We start from the raw sequence: 20,507 nt of genomic DNA, 5'->3' as shown, positions 1-20,507 counted from the left end.
AGCATGATTCAATCCAAATCGCTCGGCTCCAGGCTATCCCGCCTGTTGATTATGTTTGCGTTAATTCTGATTACGTTCATGTCCTTGGCGCCGATTGTCAATACCATTATGGTGTCTGTCAGCAGTAGTACGGCTGTTAATGCAGGTCGTGTCTATTTTTTTCCAGTGGAGCTGAATTTCTCATCGTATGGCCAGATTCTGAATGATACGAAGTTTTGGAAGGCCTTTGTTATCTCGGTCGAGCGGGTGGTGCTTGGAGGAGCAATCAATATGTTTTTGACCATTCTCATGGCCTATCCGTTGTCACGAAGCGTCACACAATTCAGATCGAGAAACACATATATGTGGATTATTGTGTTTACAATGCTGTTCAGCGGCGGAATCGTACCCTGGTATATGGTCATCAGCAAGTTGGGGTTGATCAACAGCATTTGGGCGCTAGTTTTGCCGGGGGCAGTTCCTGTCTTTAATGTAATTCTCCTCATGAACTTCTTCAAGGGAATTCCAAAGGAACTGGAAGAGGCCGCATTCATTGACGGTGCCAGTCCGCTTAAAATTTTGCTCAAAATCTTCATCCCCATTTCCATGCCGAGTCTGGCAACCATCATGCTGTTTGTCATTGTCGGGCACTGGAACAATTTCTTTGACGGGATCATTCTGATTAACGACAGCTCCAAAATCCCGCTCCAGACCTATCTGCAGCAGCTCAGCCTCACACGAGATCAGATGCAGAATCTTTCAGTCGAACAGTTGCAGCAGTTCAATAAAATCTCCAATACAACGTTGAATTCTGCCAAAATTCTGGTATCCATGATTCCCATTCTGCTGATTTATCCTTTTCTGCAACGTTATCTAATCCACGGAATCGTACTCGGAGCCGTAAAAGAATAGTTCTGATTATCAGCATCATTAGCCGTCTGTCTGAGAAATGTGGAAGGGGGTGAAGGCACGCAACGTCGTCAGGTACAGGCATGTACTGAGCTGGAGCAAGGGATTGACACAGCTTTACGAGTGAACTGTTAGTTAAACGTCGACTGGAGAAGGGAAGGGATCTGATGAACAAAAGGAAAATGGTGAGCCTCACGCTGGTACTCAGCATTATACTGGTTACCACCATGGGGGCAACAAGTGGTGGCAAGAATCGCTATGCCGATCAGGCGCAGTGGGCGCAAGAGAAGCTGCATGAATACTACTGGAATGATGCATCAAAAATGATGAATAATGCTTATCCATCAACACCAGAAGGTGAACAGGCCTTGAATTACTGGTGGAAGGCTCATGCGGTTGATGCATTGGTGGACGGATATGAACGTACAGGAGACAAAGCGTACACTGAACGTGCGGAAGAACTCGTTCGTAGTATCATTGCTCGCAACGGTTCACTTCACAATGAATTTTACGATGATATGGAATGGCTTGCTCTTGCTGGACTTCGTCTGTATGATGCAACAGGCAGCGAAGAGATGAAGGGATACGTATTGGATTTGTGGGATGATATCAAGACCGCCTGGTGGGAAGATGAGCTTGGCGGTATGGCTTGGAAAAAGGATCAGCGATATAACCGAAATGCGTGCTCCAGTGGGCCTGCCGCCATCTTGGCTGCAAGGCTGTATGAACGTTTTGGGGATGAGCGGGATCTGGAATGGGCCAAAAAAATATATGATTGGGAGAAACAATATCTGGTAAACCCGCAAACGGGCCTGGTAGCGGATGGTTTGGTGCTGAAGGAGGATGGCACACTGGATGTGAATGAAGCATGGATATTCACGTACAATCAAGGCACGTTTATCGGAGCGGGTGTTGAACTCTACCGGATAACAGGGAAGAAGACGTATTTGAAAGATGCCGAGAAAACGGCAGCAGGTTCTCTGAAGAGCTTAACGGATGAGAAGACGGGCATATTTAAAGAGGACGGCGACGGGGACGGTGCGTTGTTCAAAGGCATACTGATTCGCTACATGGTTGAGTTGTATGAAGTCGGGCATAACAAGAGCCTTAAAAAGGCGGTTTATCGCAATGCCGATGCCTTACTGAAAGGTAGCCGGGACAATGGATTATTCGGTCAAGCTTGGGGGAAAGCAGCCCAGAACCCACTCGACCTTACCGCTCAGCTAAGCGGCGTATTTCTGCTGGAAGGAGCGGCTAAGCTGGAAGCAGGTAAAGCGGATAAACCAGTGAAGAAGTAGGCATTTGAGTGGATGATAGGTTAATAGGATAGTAATGATTAGAGGTCAGCGCCTGCATGATTTTTTCCAAAAGAAAGATCATGCGGTGCTGTTATGTTCCGGTGTCACTGTTAAACGGTAGATCAGCGGTGAGGTTTCATTCGAAAAAAGCATCGTACCCGATTACTCAGGGTACGATGCTTTTATGTGTCAGGAGATTCATTGTAAGTATGGTTATTACTTGCTAGGGGGTAAGTGGTAGCTTTCACGGATTAAGGAGAAATAGTCATCAGCACGGACAACTTTGAATTCTGTTCCGAGTTCTTCGGTGATCGCCAGTGCATCGGATGGAGTCGTGCTCCATGCAAGCAATCCAAGGGAAACGAACAATGGAGACTTACCATCCCAATTCGCTTTCGCTTCATTCAGCACTTGTAATCCGTCTTGCACCGTACTTATTCCACGAATTGTGGATACGGGTAGGCTATCGTTAACGATTTCCACACCATAGTTGTCTTCATAGCTGATGAATAAGCCGGGCGCATGATAATCCTGTGCATAAGCCTTGGCTTTAAAAGGCGTGAGAGGTACATTCTCGCTGTCTACACGGTTCAACACATAAGGAATGGTCATACCGGTCTTTTTCATATATTTTTCGGTTTGCTGCAAAAATAGCCGGAAGCTTGAGTCGGGCCATGCCTCTGGATAGAAGTATCCTGCACCGGACGGTCCTGCGATCAGCAGGTCATTCGGGGTCGCAGTGTTCACATAATAATTCAATATTGCTGGTGCACCTTCGTAGAGAAGCGGGCTAGAAGTCCAGTTAATCGGAACCTTACCTCTGGCCGGATCATCCCACATCACACGCATGCGATGCTGGTTATACTGAAAATTATCACCCTCCGTAAAGGTATACGTTACATAGATTTTGTTCTCCAGCGCAGGTCGCGGAGATTTTTTCACCGGGGTGAGATTCGGTTTTGTCCCCGAGAAAACAGTCAGGTTGCTGAACCAATCGGCTGCAAGAACATAGACGCCATATCGAGATGCGATCTCAACGGAGCTGAACTCACCTTCGACATCATTGCTAAACCAGCCAAGGTAGGGAGTTCCGGGTTTTACATCAGACATGATCTTCTCGAAGAGTGCTTTTTGCTCAGGTATATTGGAATCCAACCAGAATACCATCGCTTTATTAGCGACTGCATAATCCCTTAAATATGCATAAGGCTCCCGTTGCTCAGCGGAGAGAGGGCGGATATTACCCGCGGATACTTTATACTGATTCCACATGTCCACTTCAGCCGTCAGGTTCTGAGTACCTACAGGAGGACTGAATTCATACACAAAATAATTGCCATTATCGGCGAAACGGTGGCCGCCTTCTCCTTCAGCAACCTTGGAATTTTGTCTATCATACAGGAATTGTTCTTCTTCCGGTGTTCCTGCAATGAAGTTAGCGATCTCTTTTCCATCCGCCTTGACCGTAACCTCATGTACAGCCGGTCCCCAGCCATCTTGAGTAAAGGCGTCATCAAATCGGAGATATACTGAAGATTTTCCCAAGAGTGTAGAAAGATCCAGGGAATACGTATTACGGTTGCTTGCATCTCGAATCTGTTGTTTTTCCTCCGTTATCGTAACAAAGGATTCAGGCATCCCGGAAGGGATGCGAATCGCTGTATCCGGATCAAGTCCAATTAACATTTGGTGGTTCGTTTTCTTCCACAGATTCTCATATTGCCAGGTATAGGCATCTATCCTACTATTGAATTTACCCCGCAGGTCATCCACAATCTTCAATTTGTAAGGGGCTTTGGACAATTTGACTGCTAACTCGGGACTGGCAACCACAGCATTTTTCAATCCTGCGAGCGTGGTTGCTACGTTGATTGTATCAGGTACTTGGGGATCATATACAACCATGCCTTTGACTTCGTTGCGATAAGCAGAGAACACTTCCCAGTAATCCTGATGAAGCGTGTAAGGCACCTTGATGTCCTTAAGCCAGGTCAATTTTCCTTCTTCCTGGGACTCAATCAGATAGATTCGGGGTTGTTCTCTGTTAACGATTCCCTGTAATGTTCCCAGCAACAATTTGATGTCACCTGGCGCATCATAGATGTCGGCTGCATCCAAATGTTTAGGCTTTTTGAAACTTGGCAGTTCACGGTGTTTGGACCCATCAGGTTTGGCAGTCTGCACATCCGTTTTCGAAGCTGAAGCAGCGCCGGCGGTTAATGAAAAAGCGCATATGAGAGCTAAACAGAGCATCGTGAATCTACGAGCCATGGCGAATTCACTCCTTGTTATAGTCAAGAATTAGAGCTGTGCCTTCGTAATACCCACCCTCCTTTTTTGGTCAAAAGCCAATCCACACATCTCTATCCAACACATATTAAATATATTCATATATAATTTTACAAGGGGTTCGACAAAACTTCCCATTATTCCTGGAAATCAGGCATTTTAAATGCGATGATATCAAGGAGATGTTCTTTTTAACTGCAGATAAGCTCAGCTTGTTTATTGCACTTGCAGGTGAAAGGATATATTATATATCTCAAATATTATGAATGAATTGGTGATGTGATCAAAATGAGTACAAATGATCGAATTCCACTGTATCAACAAATCCAGGACTATATCAGACATGTCATAACTCAAGAAAATATGAAACCCGGTGATCGCATACCGACAGAGAAGGAACTGATGGATCAGTTTCAGGTCAGTAAAATTACAGTTGCCAATGCCTTGACCGGATTAGCAAATGAAAAGTTAATTGCCCGTGTGCCGGGGAAAGGCAGTTTTGTAGCTGAAGAAGCGGATAGTGCTTCTATGACCTCAACGCAAGCGAACACAATGAAAGGTAGAGAGGGGACACTGTCTACAGGAATGATTGGCATCATTGTGCCCTCCATCCATGATTATTTTGCCATCCGGCTCGTTGAGGGAATTGAGCAAGCCTTGCGTGACGAAGGATATCGCAGCATGATCATGTTTACGCATGGCAAGGTGGATAAAGAGAAGGATGTCATCAAGGAAATGAAGGCGCTTGGGGCAGAAGGTCTATTAATCTTTCCTGTGGATGAAGAGAACTACAATGAGGAGATCCTCGGCATGAAGCTCTCGGGTTTTCCTTTTGTACTGATGGACCGTTATTTGCCAGGGGTCGAGACACATTATATTGCGGCAGATGGCAGACGGGGCACAAGGCTAGCTGTGGAGCATCTATGGGAGCTGGGGCACCGGGATATCGCTATTTGCTCGGATTCTCCCCTTCAGACAGTTACGGTGCAGGAGCGGATTGAAGGTTATATTGAGGCTTTAAAAGGCAAAGGCGCGTTAATCAATCCCGCTCATATGATCACGGATTTCCAACCGCTAACTGAACTTAAGGAAGCGGAGGCCCACCCTTTGTATCGATATATCCAAAACCGGATGGTCACAGCCTATGTTTCGCTTAACGGCAGGTTAGGTGTGCAAATCTATCAAATGGCCAAACAAGCCGGGCTTCGAGTGCCTGAAGATGTATCGATTGTAAGCTTCGATGATCCCACCTCAATCGTGGAGGAATTCAGTATATTTACCCATGTTAAGCAATTTGAGCGGGATATGGGGTATCGGGCAGCTGCTAAATTACTTGAAGTATTACGTGGTCATGGGGAAGCGAAAAGTTATAGCAAAATGCTGATTGAACCCAAACTGGTCGTACGTCAAACCACCGGAACGGTTCCTCAAGCTTAATTTTCACAAGAAAAGAAAACCTTTTCCGGAGAGAAGCGGAGAAGGTTTTTTTATGTTTGCATAAAAAACATATTGAATATATTCATATCATATATTATAGTCTAGAAAATGATGGATAGTCATACATTGCAACCCAAATCAAATACGAGCTTGGGGAGGTTAAGAAAATGGCACGAGATCGAAAGGAAGAGCGTACCGGATTTCAAGAATCTGCTGCTTACCATCCGGATTATGATCTGCAGACTGACTTTGTGATGGTTTACGGGATTGATGAGTCGATGCAGGAACGCATTCTGAAGTGGAAAGAAAAAGGATATGTGGTTCATTTGATGACTGGAGTTGCTTGGGGGACCTATAACAGCTATCTGGATGGCGAGGTCGATGGGGCAATACATTGGGATGAAGCTCAAATGGACCGGGAAGGCAACATGATTCTTCATGGGAGCGAACCAGTTATTCCATACATGGTGCCTACCATTTCCTTTGGTCATTACATAGCGGATCGAATACGTATTGCCGTTGACGCCGGTGTGGAAGCCATCCATCTGGAGGAACCTGAATTCTGGGTAAATGGAGGCTATTCGGAAGCTTTTAAACGGGAATGGCAGTTGTATTACAAAGAGCCTTGGATTCCGCCACACGCTTCACCTGATGCACAATTTCGAGCTTCCAAATTAAAGGCATATTTATATACACGTGTCCTGGACCGATTATGTGCCGAGATGAAGGACTACGCGTTAAAACGTTATGATCGTGTTCTTCGCTTTTATGTTCCGACCCATAGTCTGATTAATTACACACAGTGGCGTATTGTCAGTCCACAATCTCAACTCTTAGAGCTGCCCTCCATCGATGGGTATATTGCACAGATCTGGACCGGGACATCTCGAACCCCTAATGTGTATGAAGGGTTGCGTAAGGAACGTACGTTTGAAACCGCTTACCTCGAATACGGCGTCATGCAGGAACTGGTTCGTGGGACCGACAGACGAATGTGGTTCCTGCATGATCCGATCGAAGATAACCCGAATTACACCTGGGCTGATTACCGCCAGAACTATTTAAAAACGGTGGTTGCCTCACTGCTGCATCCCGGGGTCGCTCATTATGAAGTCGCGCCTTGGCCTCGACGCATCTTTCAAGGCACTTATCCATCCGAGGATGGCACTGGTAAGGAGCAAATTCCGTCAGACTATGCCACAACTTTGCTTCAGGTCATGCACACCCTTGGTAACATGAATCAGGATGTGATTGAAACAGCAGAGGAGCCATTACAAGTTGGCGTTTTTATTGCAGACTCAGCGATGTTTCAACGAATGAAGCCAGACCCTAATGCACCTCATGCCGGTAAATATGATGGAACAGATCCTGAAGGATTCCAGGAGGATGGCGATACAGAACTGCTAGATTTCTCTCCTTTTTACGGTCTGACACTGCCGTTATTGAAACATGGTATTCCTGTCCGTCCACTTCAACTGGATAATGTAAGGCGGTATCCGGGTTACTTGGCAACTTATCGTGTACTCATACTGAGCTATGAATTTATCAAACCGGAATATCCGGACATTCATTATGCCCTTGCACAGTGGGTACAGGATGGTGGAGCGTTAATCTATGTAGGCGATGACAGCGACCCGTATCACGACATTCGTGCGTGGTGGAATCATGACCGCAAGCAAGGGCAGTCAGATCAGTCGTATAACTCCCCTCGATCACATTTGTTTGAACAGCTAGGTCTAAAAGATAAGAGGCAAGGTGTCAATAAGGTAGGAAAAGGGGTAGTTTGCTGGCTGAAAGAACATCCGACTGACTTCACTTTATCCAAGGCAGGGGCTGATCGGCTGCGCCATTCTGTCAAAGAAACAATGGAAGCTGTCCACGGACCAGAACTACAGTGGGAATCGAAGCCTTATTTCAAAATTAGACGAGGTCCCTATCTAATCGTATCGGTTCTCGATGAATCGGTCAGCGAAGAGGCAGTAGTCATTCCAGGACCAATTGTGGATTTGTTTGATTCAAAGCTCTCAGTGCTGAGTCAGTTGACCCTAAATCCGGGAGAGCAAGCCTTGCTCTATGATATTGAAGCGGGTCGTCCAACGGCTGGAGAAGTATCCGTCATTGCTGCTTCTTCCCGAATAGAAGGTCTATCCCAGTCGAACACAGGTTTTCGATTCATTGCAAGAGGACCTGCCAACATGAAGGCAACAGCAAGGTTGTACTGCAAGGATAAACCATTATCTGCCGAGTATGTGGTTCGAGAGCAGATGGCCCCAGTGGTATGGGAATGGGACCCGGATTCGAAGACAGTGCTTCTTCAGTACGAACATGGCAACGAGAACAATGCAGAGGTTCATGTCCGCTGGACTTCCTGAATTCACAATACAACCTGATTGATGTAACAGAGAGGAGTATACTAGCATGCCCTACGAACCGATAAGGCCAGAACGGTTAAAACAGATGTTAAACAAACTTCGGGAAGCCATATATGAGCCGATTGACGAATTGGAAGTGACGGCTTGGGTTACACCAGAGCCCGTACCTTACGAGGAACGGATGACCGGCACGAAAGTGACACTCAAGCAAGGAGAACAATGGGGGGAGTTATGGGACTGTGCCTGGTTCCGTTTTGCAGGTAATCTTCCGGCAGTCACAGGTAACCAAACGACGGTCCTCTTGCTGGATGTCAATGGAGAGCTGTGTCTGGTTGACCATGAAGGATCACCTATCCAAGGATTGACGACGATTAACTCCGAATTTGATTTTTCATTAGGTCTCCCTGGCAAACGAGTCGTGCAGCTCAATGAGACGTCTGTGAATGGCCAGGAAGTTGAAGTGTGGGCAGATGCAGGCAATAACGATCTGTTCGGCAAGTATCGGGGAGGAACATTGAAAGAAGCACTCATCGCCTTCTGCAGGGGAGATATTCGGGATCTCTATTACGATACCGAGGTGCTCTTGGAGACCGCAGAGCAGCTCCATGAAGGTTCCGCCCGGAAGGAAAGAATCTATCAGACGCTCTATGATATTTCAGTACAGTTGATCGATTTCTCGAAAGAGAATGTCGAGCAAGCGAAAAAACGAGTAAATGAACAGTTAACCCTGCAGGGGGGCGATCCGGTCTTAACTCTAAGCGCTGTGGGTCATGCTCATATTGATTTGGCCTGGTTATGGCCGATCCGTGAAACGATCCGTAAAGGAGCTAGAACGTTCTCAACCGTGCTTCGCATGATGGAGCGTTATCCCGATTATGTGTTCGGAGCGAGCCAACCGCAGCTGTACGATTGGATGAAGCAGCATTATCCCAAGCTTTATGACCAGATCAAGGAACGTGTACGTGAAGGCAGATGGGAACCGCAAGGCGCCATGTGGGTAGAATCGGATACCAATGTGCCTGGTGGTGAATCACTCGTACGCCAGATTTTGTATGGCAAGCGTTATTTTCAGCAGGAATTTGGCCTGGAAATGAAATCGCTCTGGATGCCTGATGTATTCGGCTACTCGGCAAGTTTGCCCCAGATATTAAAGAAATCCGGTGTGAATTACATGATGACCCAGAAGCTCTCCTGGAGTGAGTATAACCGGCATCCTCATCATTCCTTTCTGTGGGAGGGAATTGATGGTTCAGCTGTATTAACACATATGCCGCCAGAGGATACTTACAACAGTCCTGCAGCTCCGCGTTCGATCATCAAAGCCGAACAGGGGTATCTGGATAAAAATGTATCAAGCCATGCGCTAATGCTCTTTGGTATAGGAGACGGAGGCGGAGGGCCTGGCGAAGAGCATTTGGAGCGGCTGACACGGGAGAAAAACCTGCTTGGCTTGTCCCCAGTTATACAGGAACCATCTTGGAAATTTTTCGAACGACTTAATGAAGAACGTGAACGGTTCCAGACATGGCGCGGTGAGCTTTACCTGGAGAAGCATCAAGGAACACTGACCAGTCAGGCGCGAAGCAAGCGGTATAACCGGAAGATGGAGAAAGCACTGCGCGAATTGGAGTTCGCCTCAGTACTTGTGGCTTCACAGCTAGGCAAGTCTTATCCGTCCGAGTCACTGGAAACGATATGGAAGGAAGTCCTCCTGTATCAGTTCCATGATATCCTTCCCGGCTCTTCCATCAAGCGTGTGTACGATGAGTCACTCATACGATATGAAGAACTTTTAGATCAGACAGAAAATATGATCAACGAAACCTACAGCCATATGGCAGACCAGATCCTTTCAAATATCGAATCCTTATCCAGCTCCTCCGTGGTGATATTCAATTCATTGCCTTGGGAGCGTCAGGAATGGATTCACACGAATGGAAGCTGGCGCAAGATTCAGGTTCCATCCATGGGATACGCAGTGGTATCAGATCATGTGGACCAGGGCGCTATAGATGAGATCGCATCATGTGCCCAGTTAGTTCCGGGAATACAAGAGTCGGAATCTCACGTTTCCGCTGAAGAACGCTGTGTGGAGAACGACACATTCATCGTGAAGTTTGATCGGAATGGAGCCATTATCTCCATCCGGGACAAGGCTGAAGCGCGTGAAGTCATTCCGCAAGATCATCCCGGAAATGCACTTCGTGTGTATCAAGATGAAGGAGATGCTTGGGATTTCAGTCATGACTATTCCGCACATACAGGTATGCCATTAACGCTTCACGACATTCGCGAGCTTCGTGAGGGTCCAAAAGTCGGGCTGGTCTTCGAATATAACTATGGAGAATCCACTCTGATCCAGACCGTGGTTCTGACAGAAGGCAGCAGACGGATTGATTTCGAGACTACCGTGAATTGGAGAGAGAACGGGAAAATGCTTCGAACTTCATTCCCGGTGAATATCCGTACAGATCAGGTTCACTGTGAGATCCAATTTGGCAGTTTGACCAGACCAACTCATCGGAATACCATGTGGGACTTCGCCAAGGATGAGATATGTGCTCATCAGTGGATTGATTTTTCGGAGCCGGATTATGGAGTCGCATTGCTAAATGATTGTAAATATGGTCATAGAGCCATCGATAATGTGCTTGGTCTGAATTTGCTGCGCAGCAGCTCGTATCCTGATCCGGAAGCGGATCGTGCGGAGCATACGTTCACCTACTCGTTATATCCGCATCAAGGCAACCATGTTCAGGCTGAGATCTATCGAAGAGGTAATGAACTGAACATTCCGCTTCGTACAGTTTCCTTATCATCTGGATCTGGTAAGCAGAACGGTAAGCTCCCATATTCGAAAACATTTCTTCAGCCGGATCATCCACACATCATGGTGGAATCCGTCAAAAAAGCCGAGGATGGAGACGACATCATCGTCCGTCTATATGAAACTTCGGGAACACATGCCACCTCGGCATTACATCTTGGATTCCATATAGCAGAAGCCTGGACGACTGATCTTATGGAAAATATCATTTCACCCGTTTCATTTGAAGGAGCATCCGAGATGGCTTTATCCTTCACGCCATTTGAAATCATCACGTTACGATTGAAGTTAGGACAGTTATAGCTGGGATGGTTGACCGTCCATCATGAGAAAGGAGAGGTTGGAATGTGATCAAGACACGAGTGAGCAACAATCGATTGATGAAACGAATCTGGCAGCATAAACTCTTTTATTTGTTTATGCTGCCCGGAATCGTCTGGTTTTTCCTGTTCTCCTATGTACCGTTATATGGAATTCAGGTTGCTTTTAGGGATTACAATTTCGTTGGTGGATTCACCGGAAGTCCATGGGCAGGCCTTAAGTACTTTCAACAGTTCTTCAATTACTATCAATCCGGTGACATCATCCGTAACACGATCATTATCAGTCTCATGAAACTGCTTATTGGCTTTCCGATGCCAATCATTCTTGCACTCCTCTTAAATGAAGTTAGAATGATTAAATTCAAAAAGACGGTTCAGACCCTTTCTTACTTACCTTATTTCGTATCCTGGATCGTTGTGGTTACGCTGATGCAACGACTCCTAACGCCATATGGTGGACCAGTCAATGACTTATTAGGTTCATTTGGAGCCGAGTCGATCCAGTTCCTAAACAATCCAACATGGTTCTATCAGATGATCGTCGGTTCAGACATTTGGAAGAATATCGGTTGGAATTCCATCATCTTTATGGCCGCGATTGCGGGTATTGATCAGCAGCTTTACGAAGCTGCCAAAATGGATGGTGCGGGACGCTTCAGACAGATGTGGCATGTATCGCTTCCAGGTATCCGCAATGTAGCTATCATATTATTCATACTCGCTGTGGGCAGTCTGATGAGCGCAGGTTATGAACAACTGCTTCTCCTGAATGGACCGGCAACCGCAAGCCTTGGCAGTGTACTGGACGTGCATGCCATTAACTCCGGGATTCGAGAAGGACGTCTCAGTTACGCTGCAGCTGTCGGACTATTCCAAAGTGTTATTGCACTCATTCTGGTTGTAACCGTTAATCGCATCGCCCGCAAAGTCAGTGATGTATCCCTGTTCTAAGGAGGTGACCTTATGGAACGAAAATGGTCCTTATTCTCGGTGCTTAACTATATTTTTCTTGCTTTGGTTGGATTCTCGATGATTTACCCGTTTATATATATCTTGGCTTATTCACTGAACGACGGTAAGGATTCGATGCAAGGCGCGATTTATTTTCTTCCTCGCCAATTTACGTTGGATAACTATGCTCAGGTATTCGATAACGCACGGATCTGGAAGGCATATCAAATTACGATTATGCGCACCGTGCTGGGTACTTTTCTCCACGTTGTATTGTGTACACTCATGGCCTATGCACTTTCCAAAAAAACATTGCCAGGTCGCTCCTTTTTCACCTTTTACATCTTTTTGCCTACGATTTTCAGCGCAGGATTCATCCCGTTCTTCATTACGCTCCAAAAACTGCATCTGATTAATAGTTTCTGGGTATACGTTTTGCCCTTGTTGTTCAACTTCATGCACATCATCATTATTCGGACATTTCTGCAAGGGATACCGGAGGAACTGGAGGAATCGGCCCGAATTGATGGGTATGGTGATTTTCAAATCTTCGTACGTATCATTCTGCCTCTTTCCGGGCCGGTACTTGCAACGATCTCGCTGTTCATTGGGGTAGCCCACTGGAATGACTGGTTCTCTGGCGCCTACTACGTATCTAACAAAGATTTGATACCGGTGCAGACCCTACTGCAAGAAATGCTGACAGAAGCAGAGGCATTATCCAATTCGATGCAGCGTGCAGCACAGCAGGGTGGTCAGACGGTTGGTGGAGTCGGTGGAGCAGGAGCAACACCTGAATCACTTCGAATGGCATTGCTTGTCATTACGGTTTTCCCGATCTTATGTATATATCCGTTTCTACAACGATATTTCGTGAAGGGGGTTATGATTGGTTCGGTTAAAGGGTAGATCATCCTGACCTGAATTTGCTAGAGCTTTACCGAGATCATTTATTCAAGGAGGCGATTGGTTTGAACAGGATTTGGTCGAAAGGCGTATCCATCTTGCTCGTGTCCATCATGGTTGGAGGTTTGCTGAGCGGTTGCACGAATTCATCAGGGAACGGGGAAGGCGCAGAAGGCGAGAACGGAAATAAACTCAAAATCTTGCACAATTGGAATGGCTCAGGCGGATCGGATAATGGGATAACCCCTGTTGAGGAAGTCATCAAAGAGAAAACTGGCGTCACATTAGAGTGGGAATATACGAAAGGCAGCGAGACGGAGAAAGTAAACCAGATTTTCGCCACACAGGATTTGCCGGATATCTACACCGGACCTGCATGGGGCGGCGAGCTGGACGGGATCATCAAGGCTGCCAAAGAAGGACAGCTGGTAGATATATCCGATAAATTGGGGGATTACCCGAACCTGGCGAAATCCATTGCAAAAGAGAATGTGCCGCCAGCATTGTATGAAAAAGCGATAGATGCGTATGACGGCAAGAAATATTTACTTTTACAAAATCAGCCCGCAACGAACGAAGACGGCATGGATTGGCTGTATGGCTTCTATGTTCGCAAAGATATCGCTGAGAAAGTCGGCGTGGATCCTCAGTCTGTCGTGACGAAGGAAGACTTCTATAACTTCCTCCAAAAAATCAAAGATGCCAACCTGAAGGAGAGCGGTCAGCCCGTGTTTCCGCTGGGAGGCTTTAGTAACGGATGGTCCGTAGGCATCGGAAACACGATGTTCTATTCGGGCGCAGGCTATGTAGACAAAGGTGACGGAACGGTAGAACATAACTTTTTCACCAAAGGATACGAAGAATACACGCTGTTCTATCGTAAACTGGTCGAAGAAGGGCTGATGGACCCCGAAGCCTTTACTCAGACGGATCCTATTGCTAAAGAAAAAATTAATCAAGGACGCATTGCTATCCTTGCCGCACATTATCCGGCCATTTTGGACGCCTCCAAAGAATATGTTACTTCACATCCTGGAAGCGATTACATTCCACTCGGACCATTGGAGAGGGCAGATGTTGACCCGAGCCGGCCTGTTGATCTTGGCATTCAAGGAAACAACGTAACGGCTATCACCAGTAGCTGCAAGGGCGCGTGTGTAGATGCAGCGCTCAAGTTTCTCGATTACATGGCTTCTGACGAAGGCTTCATGCTGGCCCGGTACGGAGTTCAAGGGGTTCATTGGGATATGAAGGATGGTAAACCTGTACCGAATAAAGAATGGTTCGATAAGTTTACAGCAGATCAATCCGGTAAAGTTCGCAAAAACGAGGGCATTTCCATTGGGCTGGAATCGATTACGGGGCTTGACCGGATCAATTCGGCAGCAGGTGGCGACATCTGGGCAGACCAGGAAAGACTAGATGCCATGGAAAATGCCCGGAAAATCCTGCGTCCAAACGGCATTCAGGTAATTACAGCCTACAACCCGGGCGATGTGATCACCAAATCACCGGAATGGGAAATGTTGAAGCCTTCCATGGACCGGATGGGAGATGCCTGGAAGGAAGCCATTTTCGCAAAATCGGATGAAGCGGCCCTTAGCATTATCAATGACCTCAGGGAACAGCTTCGGAAGACCGGATACGACCAAGCGATGCAGTTCACCAATGAAAATCTGAAAGGGAAAGATATCGTAACTGTTCAAATGCCGAACTGATGCTGAAGGGTTAAATTACCGATTATTACGGAAATCAAATAGGCTTTGCAGCGCCTTGGTTAACAAGGCGAGCGAAGCCTTTCCCTTTTGGATCAAGAAGCACAGTTTTCGTTGGAAAAATGAATTGAAGGAGATGTAATAAATGACGACGTTTAGACCACCTTCCGTACCTTTGATCACGGTAGACCCTTATTTTAGCGTATGGTCTGCTGCTGACCATCTCTATGATGATCACACCAGGCACTGGACGAACAAAACTCAAGGTATGGTTGGCATGATTATCATTGACGGCAAAATCAGAAGGTTTATGGGGAAAGTAGGCGTTCGCGAAGCTTCAACCGTTGAGGAGCCTGACGTGCTCAATCAGACAAATCTAACCGTTGAGCCGGTGACTACCCGTTACACCTTTGAAGGAGAAGGCATCGAACTTGAGGTTCATTTTACCACCCCCCTATTGCTCGATGATCTTGAACTGTTATCCAGACCTGTGACGTATGTTACGTTCCATGTTCGAGCGATAGATGGTCAAGGCCATCAAGTGAAAATCTATTTTGATGTGACAGGTGAATGGTGTGTACATACTCCTGATCAGCAAGTCACCTGGGAGTCTCATGTAATTAATGAACAGTTACACACCATGTCTATAGGAACGGTGGAACAACCTATATTAAAACGTGCCGGAGATGATACGAGAATAGACTGGGGTTATATGTATCTGGTGGTTCAGCGATCTCATCAATCTCAATCGGTCATCCATGCGGTATCCAAGCGTGAGGAGTATGCCCGGTCAGGTCTTTTTAAGACAGGAGATGATTCTATCCAGCCAAAGTCCATATCTGGCGATATGGCTATTATGGCAACTGAAATGGATTTGGGTCTTATCCATGAAGAGCCAGCATCCCGCTACCTAATGCTCGCCTATGATGATATTCATGCGATTGAATATTTTCACAAACCGCTGAATGCGTATTGGAAGAAAAATGGTATGACATTTGAGGAGATGCTGGTAAAAGCAGCGGATCAATATGAAGAGGTAGTACAACGATGCGACCGCTTTAATCGGGAACTCTTAACGGAGAGTCAGGCTACAGGTGGGAACCAATATAGTGACATTCTGGCATTGACCTATCGGCAAGCGATTGCTGCACATAAACTGGTTGCTGATGAAGCAGGAGAAGTATTATTTTTCTCCAAAGAGAATTTTAGTAACGGCTGTATCGCGACGGTGGATGTGAGCTACCCCTCGATTCCGTTGTTTCTGAGGTATAACATCGAATTGGTCAAAGGTATGATGCGTCCAATCTATAAGTATGCCGAAAGCACGGATTGGACGTTTGATTTTGCTCCACATGACGTGGGGACATACCCTCAAGCTAACGGCCAGGTTTACGGAGAGAACAAACTTGAATACCAGATGCCTATCGAGGAATGTGGCAATATGCTCCTGATGGCAGCAACGGTAGGCAAATATGAGAAGAACGCGGAATTTGCACGTGAGCACTGGGGACTTCTCACAACTTGGGCTTCATATTTGCTGCAACATGGACTGGACCCTGACAATCAACTGTGCACGGACGACTTTGCCGGACATCTGGCGCACAATGCGAACTTATCGATTAAAGCGATATTGGGCATTGCCGCCTATGCGTATATGTGTGATGAACTTGGTTTGCCGGATGGTGCCGTTTATCGTGAAGCGGCTGCAAAAATGGCAGAGGAGTGGTCCTCCATGGCGACAGCAGGTGATCACTACAAGCTGACTTTTGACAGCTCGGATGAGTCATGGAGCATGAAATACAATCTGGTGTGGGATCGTTTGTTGGACCTCAACCTTTTCCCAAAAGAAGTGGCTGCTAAAGAGTTGGCGTATTATCAGCTAAAACAGAATCGATATGGCCTACCGCTGGATAGCCGTGAGACATACACCAAGTCCGATTGGCTCGTATGGTGTGCCTCCATGAGCGAAACGCAGCTTCAGTTCGAACAGCTGATTTCACCTCTGTGGGACTTTATGAATGAAACATCGAGCCGTGTACCAGTTACAGATTGGTATGACACCATCACCGGAAAGCAGTTAAATTTTCAAAATCGGTCGGTTGTCGGTGGATTTTTCATTCCTTTGCTGAGAAAGACATCTGTATCAAAATCATGATGAGATCAGGTGATGAATTGGAGTTGAAAATCACGGATATTCATAAATTACAACAGCAGTTCAAAAATCCTGAGGCGACGTATCGTCCACAGCCCTTTTGGTTTCTGAACCACAGTTTTAGCAAGCCAGAGCTAGAAAACCAAATTCAATCCATGGTTGAAGCAGGGGTTGGCGGCGTTGTATTGCATGCACGTCACGGGATGCAGGCCTCGTACCTGTCAGAAGAGTTCATGGATACGTTGGATTTCTGCACAAAAGAGTGCCAGAAGCGTGATATGGTTGTCTGGCTGTATGATGAGGACAATTGGCCGAGCGGAACACTGGGAGGTAAACTGACCAGGCAGTATCCCGAATATCGGATGAGATACTTGAGGGTTGAGGAACGAAGATATTTACACGATGCACAGCAGGAAATGTTATCTCTCGATTTTGCCACCTACGCTAACAATGAACTCATCGCAATTCTCGCTTATCGTGCCATCCAGCAAGAAGGGGAATGGCTGATATATGATCAACCTGAGGATATTACAGAGTTATGCGGACAGGAATGGAAGCCTGATAACGACGAGGATTATATTATACTTGCCTGCTGGTCCTGTGAAATTGCTGAAGGGATCACGTTTGCAAAAGGGTATTATCTGGACACGTTGAACCCGGAAGCCGTGCAGGCTTTCATTCAGTCGGCATACGAGCCGTTTCAGCAATTTCAGCCTCATTTCGGTGTGACCATTCAAGGTGTATTCACGGATGAACCTGGGCTCATGATCCACGACGGTTTTTTTGGAGTCGAAGCCATCCGAACGTCGGTTCAGGATGTGAATGCAACTCTGCCCGGAATCGTATTCGCTTGGACACATGGGATGGTGGAGCGGTATGAGCAGGAGAACGGATATGATCTGATTCCAAGATTAGGCGCGTTGTTATATGGTATGGCCGATGGCAGCAGGTCTGCGAGGCAGGACTATTATGATACGATTACCCGTTGGTATGTGGAAGGTTATCATGAAGCTATTCGTTCGTGGTGTGAATCACACAGCTTGCTGTACATCGGCCATACGCTGGAAGAACCCGTCTGGGGGCAGGCTCGGTCGCAGGGTAATCAAACCCGTGTATTGCAGCAGTTCCATTATGCGGGTGTGGACTACCTAACACATGGAATCGGTACAAAGGAGAATCCACATCGTATCGTATCCGTAAAGACGGCCGCGTCTGTCGCACAGTTGGATGGAAAAAAAAGAGTTATTTGTGAGTCGTTTGGTGCAAGCGGTCATGCCTATGCCATGCGACAAAGGCGTCTCGATGCCAATTTCATGGCATTTTTGGGTGTTAATTTATTTATCCCGCATGCATTTTACTATTCATTTGCAGGGTATCGGAAAACGGATTTTCCACCTACGGAATTTAAGCATGCACCGCATTGGCCACATTATCGGACTTTTGCCGATTATCTTGGTCGGTTGAGTGTACTGGGTTCTTCCACGAAGCGTACACCTGAAGTACTTCTGTTATCACCGATCCACACGGTATATGAGCATATGTTCTTATCCGGTGAATCGAACCAGCATCCAGCTGCGGATCAACTGTTTTCATTATTGTCAGACCGCATGCTGCGCAGCTCTATTGATTACGATTATGTGGATGAGTGTCAGCTCAGGGAGGCGAAGATTACTCATGCTGGAGGATATCAGTTTAACGGAGTACTAAACGAATATTCGATTTTGATTTTGCCGGAAATTACGGTCATGTCTGTAGATATCGCAAAACAGCTTGTGACCTTTGTAAACCGTGGTGGAACGCTTATAGCGGTTGGGGCAATTCCTTGTGATAGTAAGCGACAGCGCCAAGATCCGGAATTACGGAAGTATATGAACGAACTATATGGCTCCGATCCTCAGCCAGGGGAATTACAAGCGATTGGCAAAGGGTACAGCCTATTCTATTCCATGAAAAACACAGCTCATAACGACACACTTATGAACTTTTGTGTTCAGTTAAGAGAGTTAACGACATCATCACCAGCCATTGCCTGGAAACAGATCGAGGGGCAAGCTGAGGATCTCATTAGCGTTGAACGCAAAATTGAAGATCATGTGCACACATGGCTGATGAACTGGTCGGAGCAGCCCGTGACCATTCGACTCCATCAGAAACCTGTGAAAGAACACATAGAAGAACAGATGGAAGAATGGAACTTGGAAAACGGGAATATAAACCCGTTGAGTCAAGATGCTGTTCTAACATTTGTACCGGGAGAGCTTCGGGTTCTATCCGTTAGACCGGATCATGTACCTGATCCGCTTCACACTGAAGATTCGACGCATCCCAAACCGCAAGAGCCTATAAATCATAAAGTGCAACATACCACCGATGTGTTGGTACTAGGTGATCATTGGCAGTTTCAGACCGTCGAACCCAATGTGCTTGTGTTAGATCAGTGGAAGGTCATATTGAATGACCGTCAGTCCAGAATGAATGCAACGATGCCAGGCCAAGTCAACACGTACCGGACAACATTTGTCGTAACAGAAGAATGGATCGAGCTTGTGAAATCACAGCGAGATGCAGTCTATTTAAACGAACCTGGAAATGAGCAGATCTTCACGATCGAGCTAATCCTTGACGATATCGAGCAAAAAATCCCATCCCATATTGGTTTCCTCCAACGCAGACGTAATGTTGAAATCTTTATTAATGGAATACGGATGGAAGCACTCCAGCCTTCACTGTGGCAAGATACTCATTACGCTGGTGTGGATATTACCAAACATCTGGTGAAAGGCGAGAATGAGCTTGAAGTTCTCACGGTTTCATTGCTGGAACCTATGCCAGCCATTTCATTTCCTGCTTATCTGGTTGGTTCATTTGCTATACAAAATCAGACTACATTAACCATTGAACCTGAACAAATGACTGGGGTTTGGAATGTTGAAGGTTATCCTTTCTATTCGGGAGCAGGAGTGTACTCACAGCAAGTGAATTTGTCTGGTATCAGCTTGAATACGGCCAATGAAATTTGGCTGGAAGCGGAAGACATTAGAGAGACGGCTTGCCTGTACGTGAATGGGGAGCAGGTTGGCATCCGGTTATGGCCACCCTATCATTGGAACGTCACGTCTTACATGCTGCCAGGTAATAATGTAATCGACATTCATGTGGCTAATACACTAGAGAATCTATACGGAAAGTCTTCACTACCTTCGGGCATGAATGGGCAGGTAAAACTTGTAACTAAAATATTAAAATAATGCACGATTCAGGTTTAGGTTTTGGATTCGTCGGGAAAGAATATGAACACATTAAAGTCGCCATATTGGCGGCTTTTTTTGCATTGGAACAAAAAGACTGA

At 46.3% G+C, this 20,507-nt stretch carries 11 protein-coding genes; 10 read left to right on the top strand and 1 reads right to left on the bottom strand.

Annotation, left to right across the window (positions count from 1 at the left end; genetic code table 11):
* Nucleotides 1-3 precede the first annotated feature (3 nt).
* On the top strand, nucleotides 4-891 hold the full coding sequence (locus ACR1R9_RS12485; protein WP_310852965.1) for a carbohydrate ABC transporter permease: 888 nt from the start codon (nucleotides 4-6) through the stop codon (nucleotides 889-891).
* A gap of 164 nt (nucleotides 892-1,055) precedes the next feature.
* Nucleotides 1,056-2,186 (top strand): glycoside hydrolase family 76 protein, encoded by a 1,131-nt coding sequence (locus tag ACR1R9_RS12480; RefSeq protein ID WP_433923554.1) that lies wholly within the window; start codon nucleotides 1,056-1,058, stop codon nucleotides 2,184-2,186.
* Nucleotides 2,187-2,402: 216 nt separating this feature from the next.
* On the opposite strand, the gene ACR1R9_RS12475 is transcribed toward ACR1R9_RS12480, so the two are convergent.
* Nucleotides 2,403-4,457: a GxGYxYP domain-containing protein gene (locus ACR1R9_RS12475; protein ID WP_433948950.1), complete on the bottom strand. Its 2,055-nt coding sequence runs from the start codon at nucleotides 4,455-4,457 to the stop codon at nucleotides 2,403-2,405.
* Between the two features lie 306 nt (nucleotides 4,458-4,763).
* Between ACR1R9_RS12475 and ACR1R9_RS12470 the strand changes: the two genes are divergently transcribed.
* The 8 genes from ACR1R9_RS12470 to ACR1R9_RS12435 all read left to right on the top strand — a co-directional run bounded on the left by ACR1R9_RS12470 (nucleotide 4,764) and on the right by ACR1R9_RS12435 (nucleotide 20,406).
* Nucleotides 4,764-5,912 carry a GntR family transcriptional regulator gene (locus ACR1R9_RS12470; RefSeq protein WP_433923556.1) on the top strand — a complete coding sequence of 383 codons (1,149 nt, stop codon included), beginning with the start codon at nucleotides 4,764-4,766 and terminating at the stop codon, nucleotides 5,910-5,912.
* A 167-nt stretch (nucleotides 5,913-6,079) separates the two neighbouring features.
* A complete protein-coding gene (locus ACR1R9_RS12465) occupies nucleotides 6,080-8,284 on the top strand; it encodes a hypothetical protein (protein WP_433923557.1) in 2,205 nt (734 codons plus the stop codon).
* A 46-nt stretch (nucleotides 8,285-8,330) separates the two neighbouring features.
* A complete protein-coding gene (locus ACR1R9_RS12460; RefSeq protein ID WP_433923558.1) occupies nucleotides 8,331-11,414 on the top strand; it encodes an alpha-mannosidase in 3,084 nt (1,027 codons plus the stop codon).
* Nucleotides 11,415-11,458: 44 nt separating this feature from the next.
* Complete coding sequence (locus tag ACR1R9_RS12455) at nucleotides 11,459-12,385, top strand: ABC transporter permease (RefSeq protein ID WP_082935088.1); 927 nt, start codon at nucleotides 11,459-11,461, stop codon at nucleotides 12,383-12,385.
* 12 nt (nucleotides 12,386-12,397) lie between these two features.
* Nucleotides 12,398-13,294: a carbohydrate ABC transporter permease gene (locus tag ACR1R9_RS12450; protein ID WP_063565068.1), complete on the top strand. Its 897-nt coding sequence runs from the start codon at nucleotides 12,398-12,400 to the stop codon at nucleotides 13,292-13,294.
* Nucleotides 13,295-13,356: 62 nt separating this feature from the next.
* Nucleotides 13,357-15,009 (top strand): extracellular solute-binding protein, encoded by a 1,653-nt coding sequence (locus ACR1R9_RS12445; RefSeq protein WP_326065590.1) that lies wholly within the window; start codon nucleotides 13,357-13,359, stop codon nucleotides 15,007-15,009.
* Between the two features lie 142 nt (nucleotides 15,010-15,151).
* The gene (locus ACR1R9_RS12440) at nucleotides 15,152-17,161 is read left to right on the top strand and encodes a glutaminase domain-containing protein (protein ID WP_433923559.1); all 2,010 of its coding nucleotides are present in this window, start codon (nucleotides 15,152-15,154) and stop codon (nucleotides 17,159-17,161) included.
* Nucleotides 17,158-20,406 carry a glycosyl hydrolase gene (locus ACR1R9_RS12435; RefSeq protein WP_433923560.1) on the top strand — a complete coding sequence of 1,083 codons (3,249 nt, stop codon included), beginning with the start codon at nucleotides 17,158-17,160 and terminating at the stop codon, nucleotides 20,404-20,406. The genes ACR1R9_RS12440 and ACR1R9_RS12435 overlap by 4 nt, the downstream gene beginning before the upstream one ends.
* Nucleotides 20,407-20,507 lie beyond the last annotated feature (101 nt).

It is taken from the genome of Paenibacillus taichungensis (assembly GCF_050994985.1).
GTDB lineage: Bacteria > Bacillota > Bacilli > Paenibacillales > Paenibacillaceae > Paenibacillus > Paenibacillus taichungensis.
Note: the sequence above shows the minus strand (reverse complement) of the source record. Positions and strands in the feature narration are given on the sequence as shown.

Coding starts and splice junctions, on each gene's coding strand:
- ACR1R9_RS12485 (WP_310852965.1), top strand. CDS start 4: ATGATTCAATCCAAATCGCTCGGCTCCAGGCTATCCCGCCTGTTGATT.
- ACR1R9_RS12480 (WP_433923554.1), top strand. CDS start 1,056: ATGAACAAAAGGAAAATGGTGAGCCTCACGCTGGTACTCAGCATTATA.
- ACR1R9_RS12475 (WP_433948950.1), bottom strand. CDS start 4,457: ATGGCTCGTAGATTCACGATGCTCTGTTTAGCTCTCATATGCGCTTTT.
- ACR1R9_RS12470 (WP_433923556.1), top strand. CDS start 4,764: ATGAGTACAAATGATCGAATTCCACTGTATCAACAAATCCAGGACTAT.
- ACR1R9_RS12465 (WP_433923557.1), top strand. CDS start 6,080: ATGGCACGAGATCGAAAGGAAGAGCGTACCGGATTTCAAGAATCTGCT.
- ACR1R9_RS12460 (WP_433923558.1), top strand. CDS start 8,331: ATGCCCTACGAACCGATAAGGCCAGAACGGTTAAAACAGATGTTAAAC.
- ACR1R9_RS12450 (WP_063565068.1), top strand. CDS start 12,398: ATGGAACGAAAATGGTCCTTATTCTCGGTGCTTAACTATATTTTTCTT.
- ACR1R9_RS12440 (WP_433923559.1), top strand. CDS start 15,152: ATGACGACGTTTAGACCACCTTCCGTACCTTTGATCACGGTAGACCCT.
- ACR1R9_RS12435 (WP_433923560.1), top strand. CDS start 17,158: ATGATGAGATCAGGTGATGAATTGGAGTTGAAAATCACGGATATTCAT.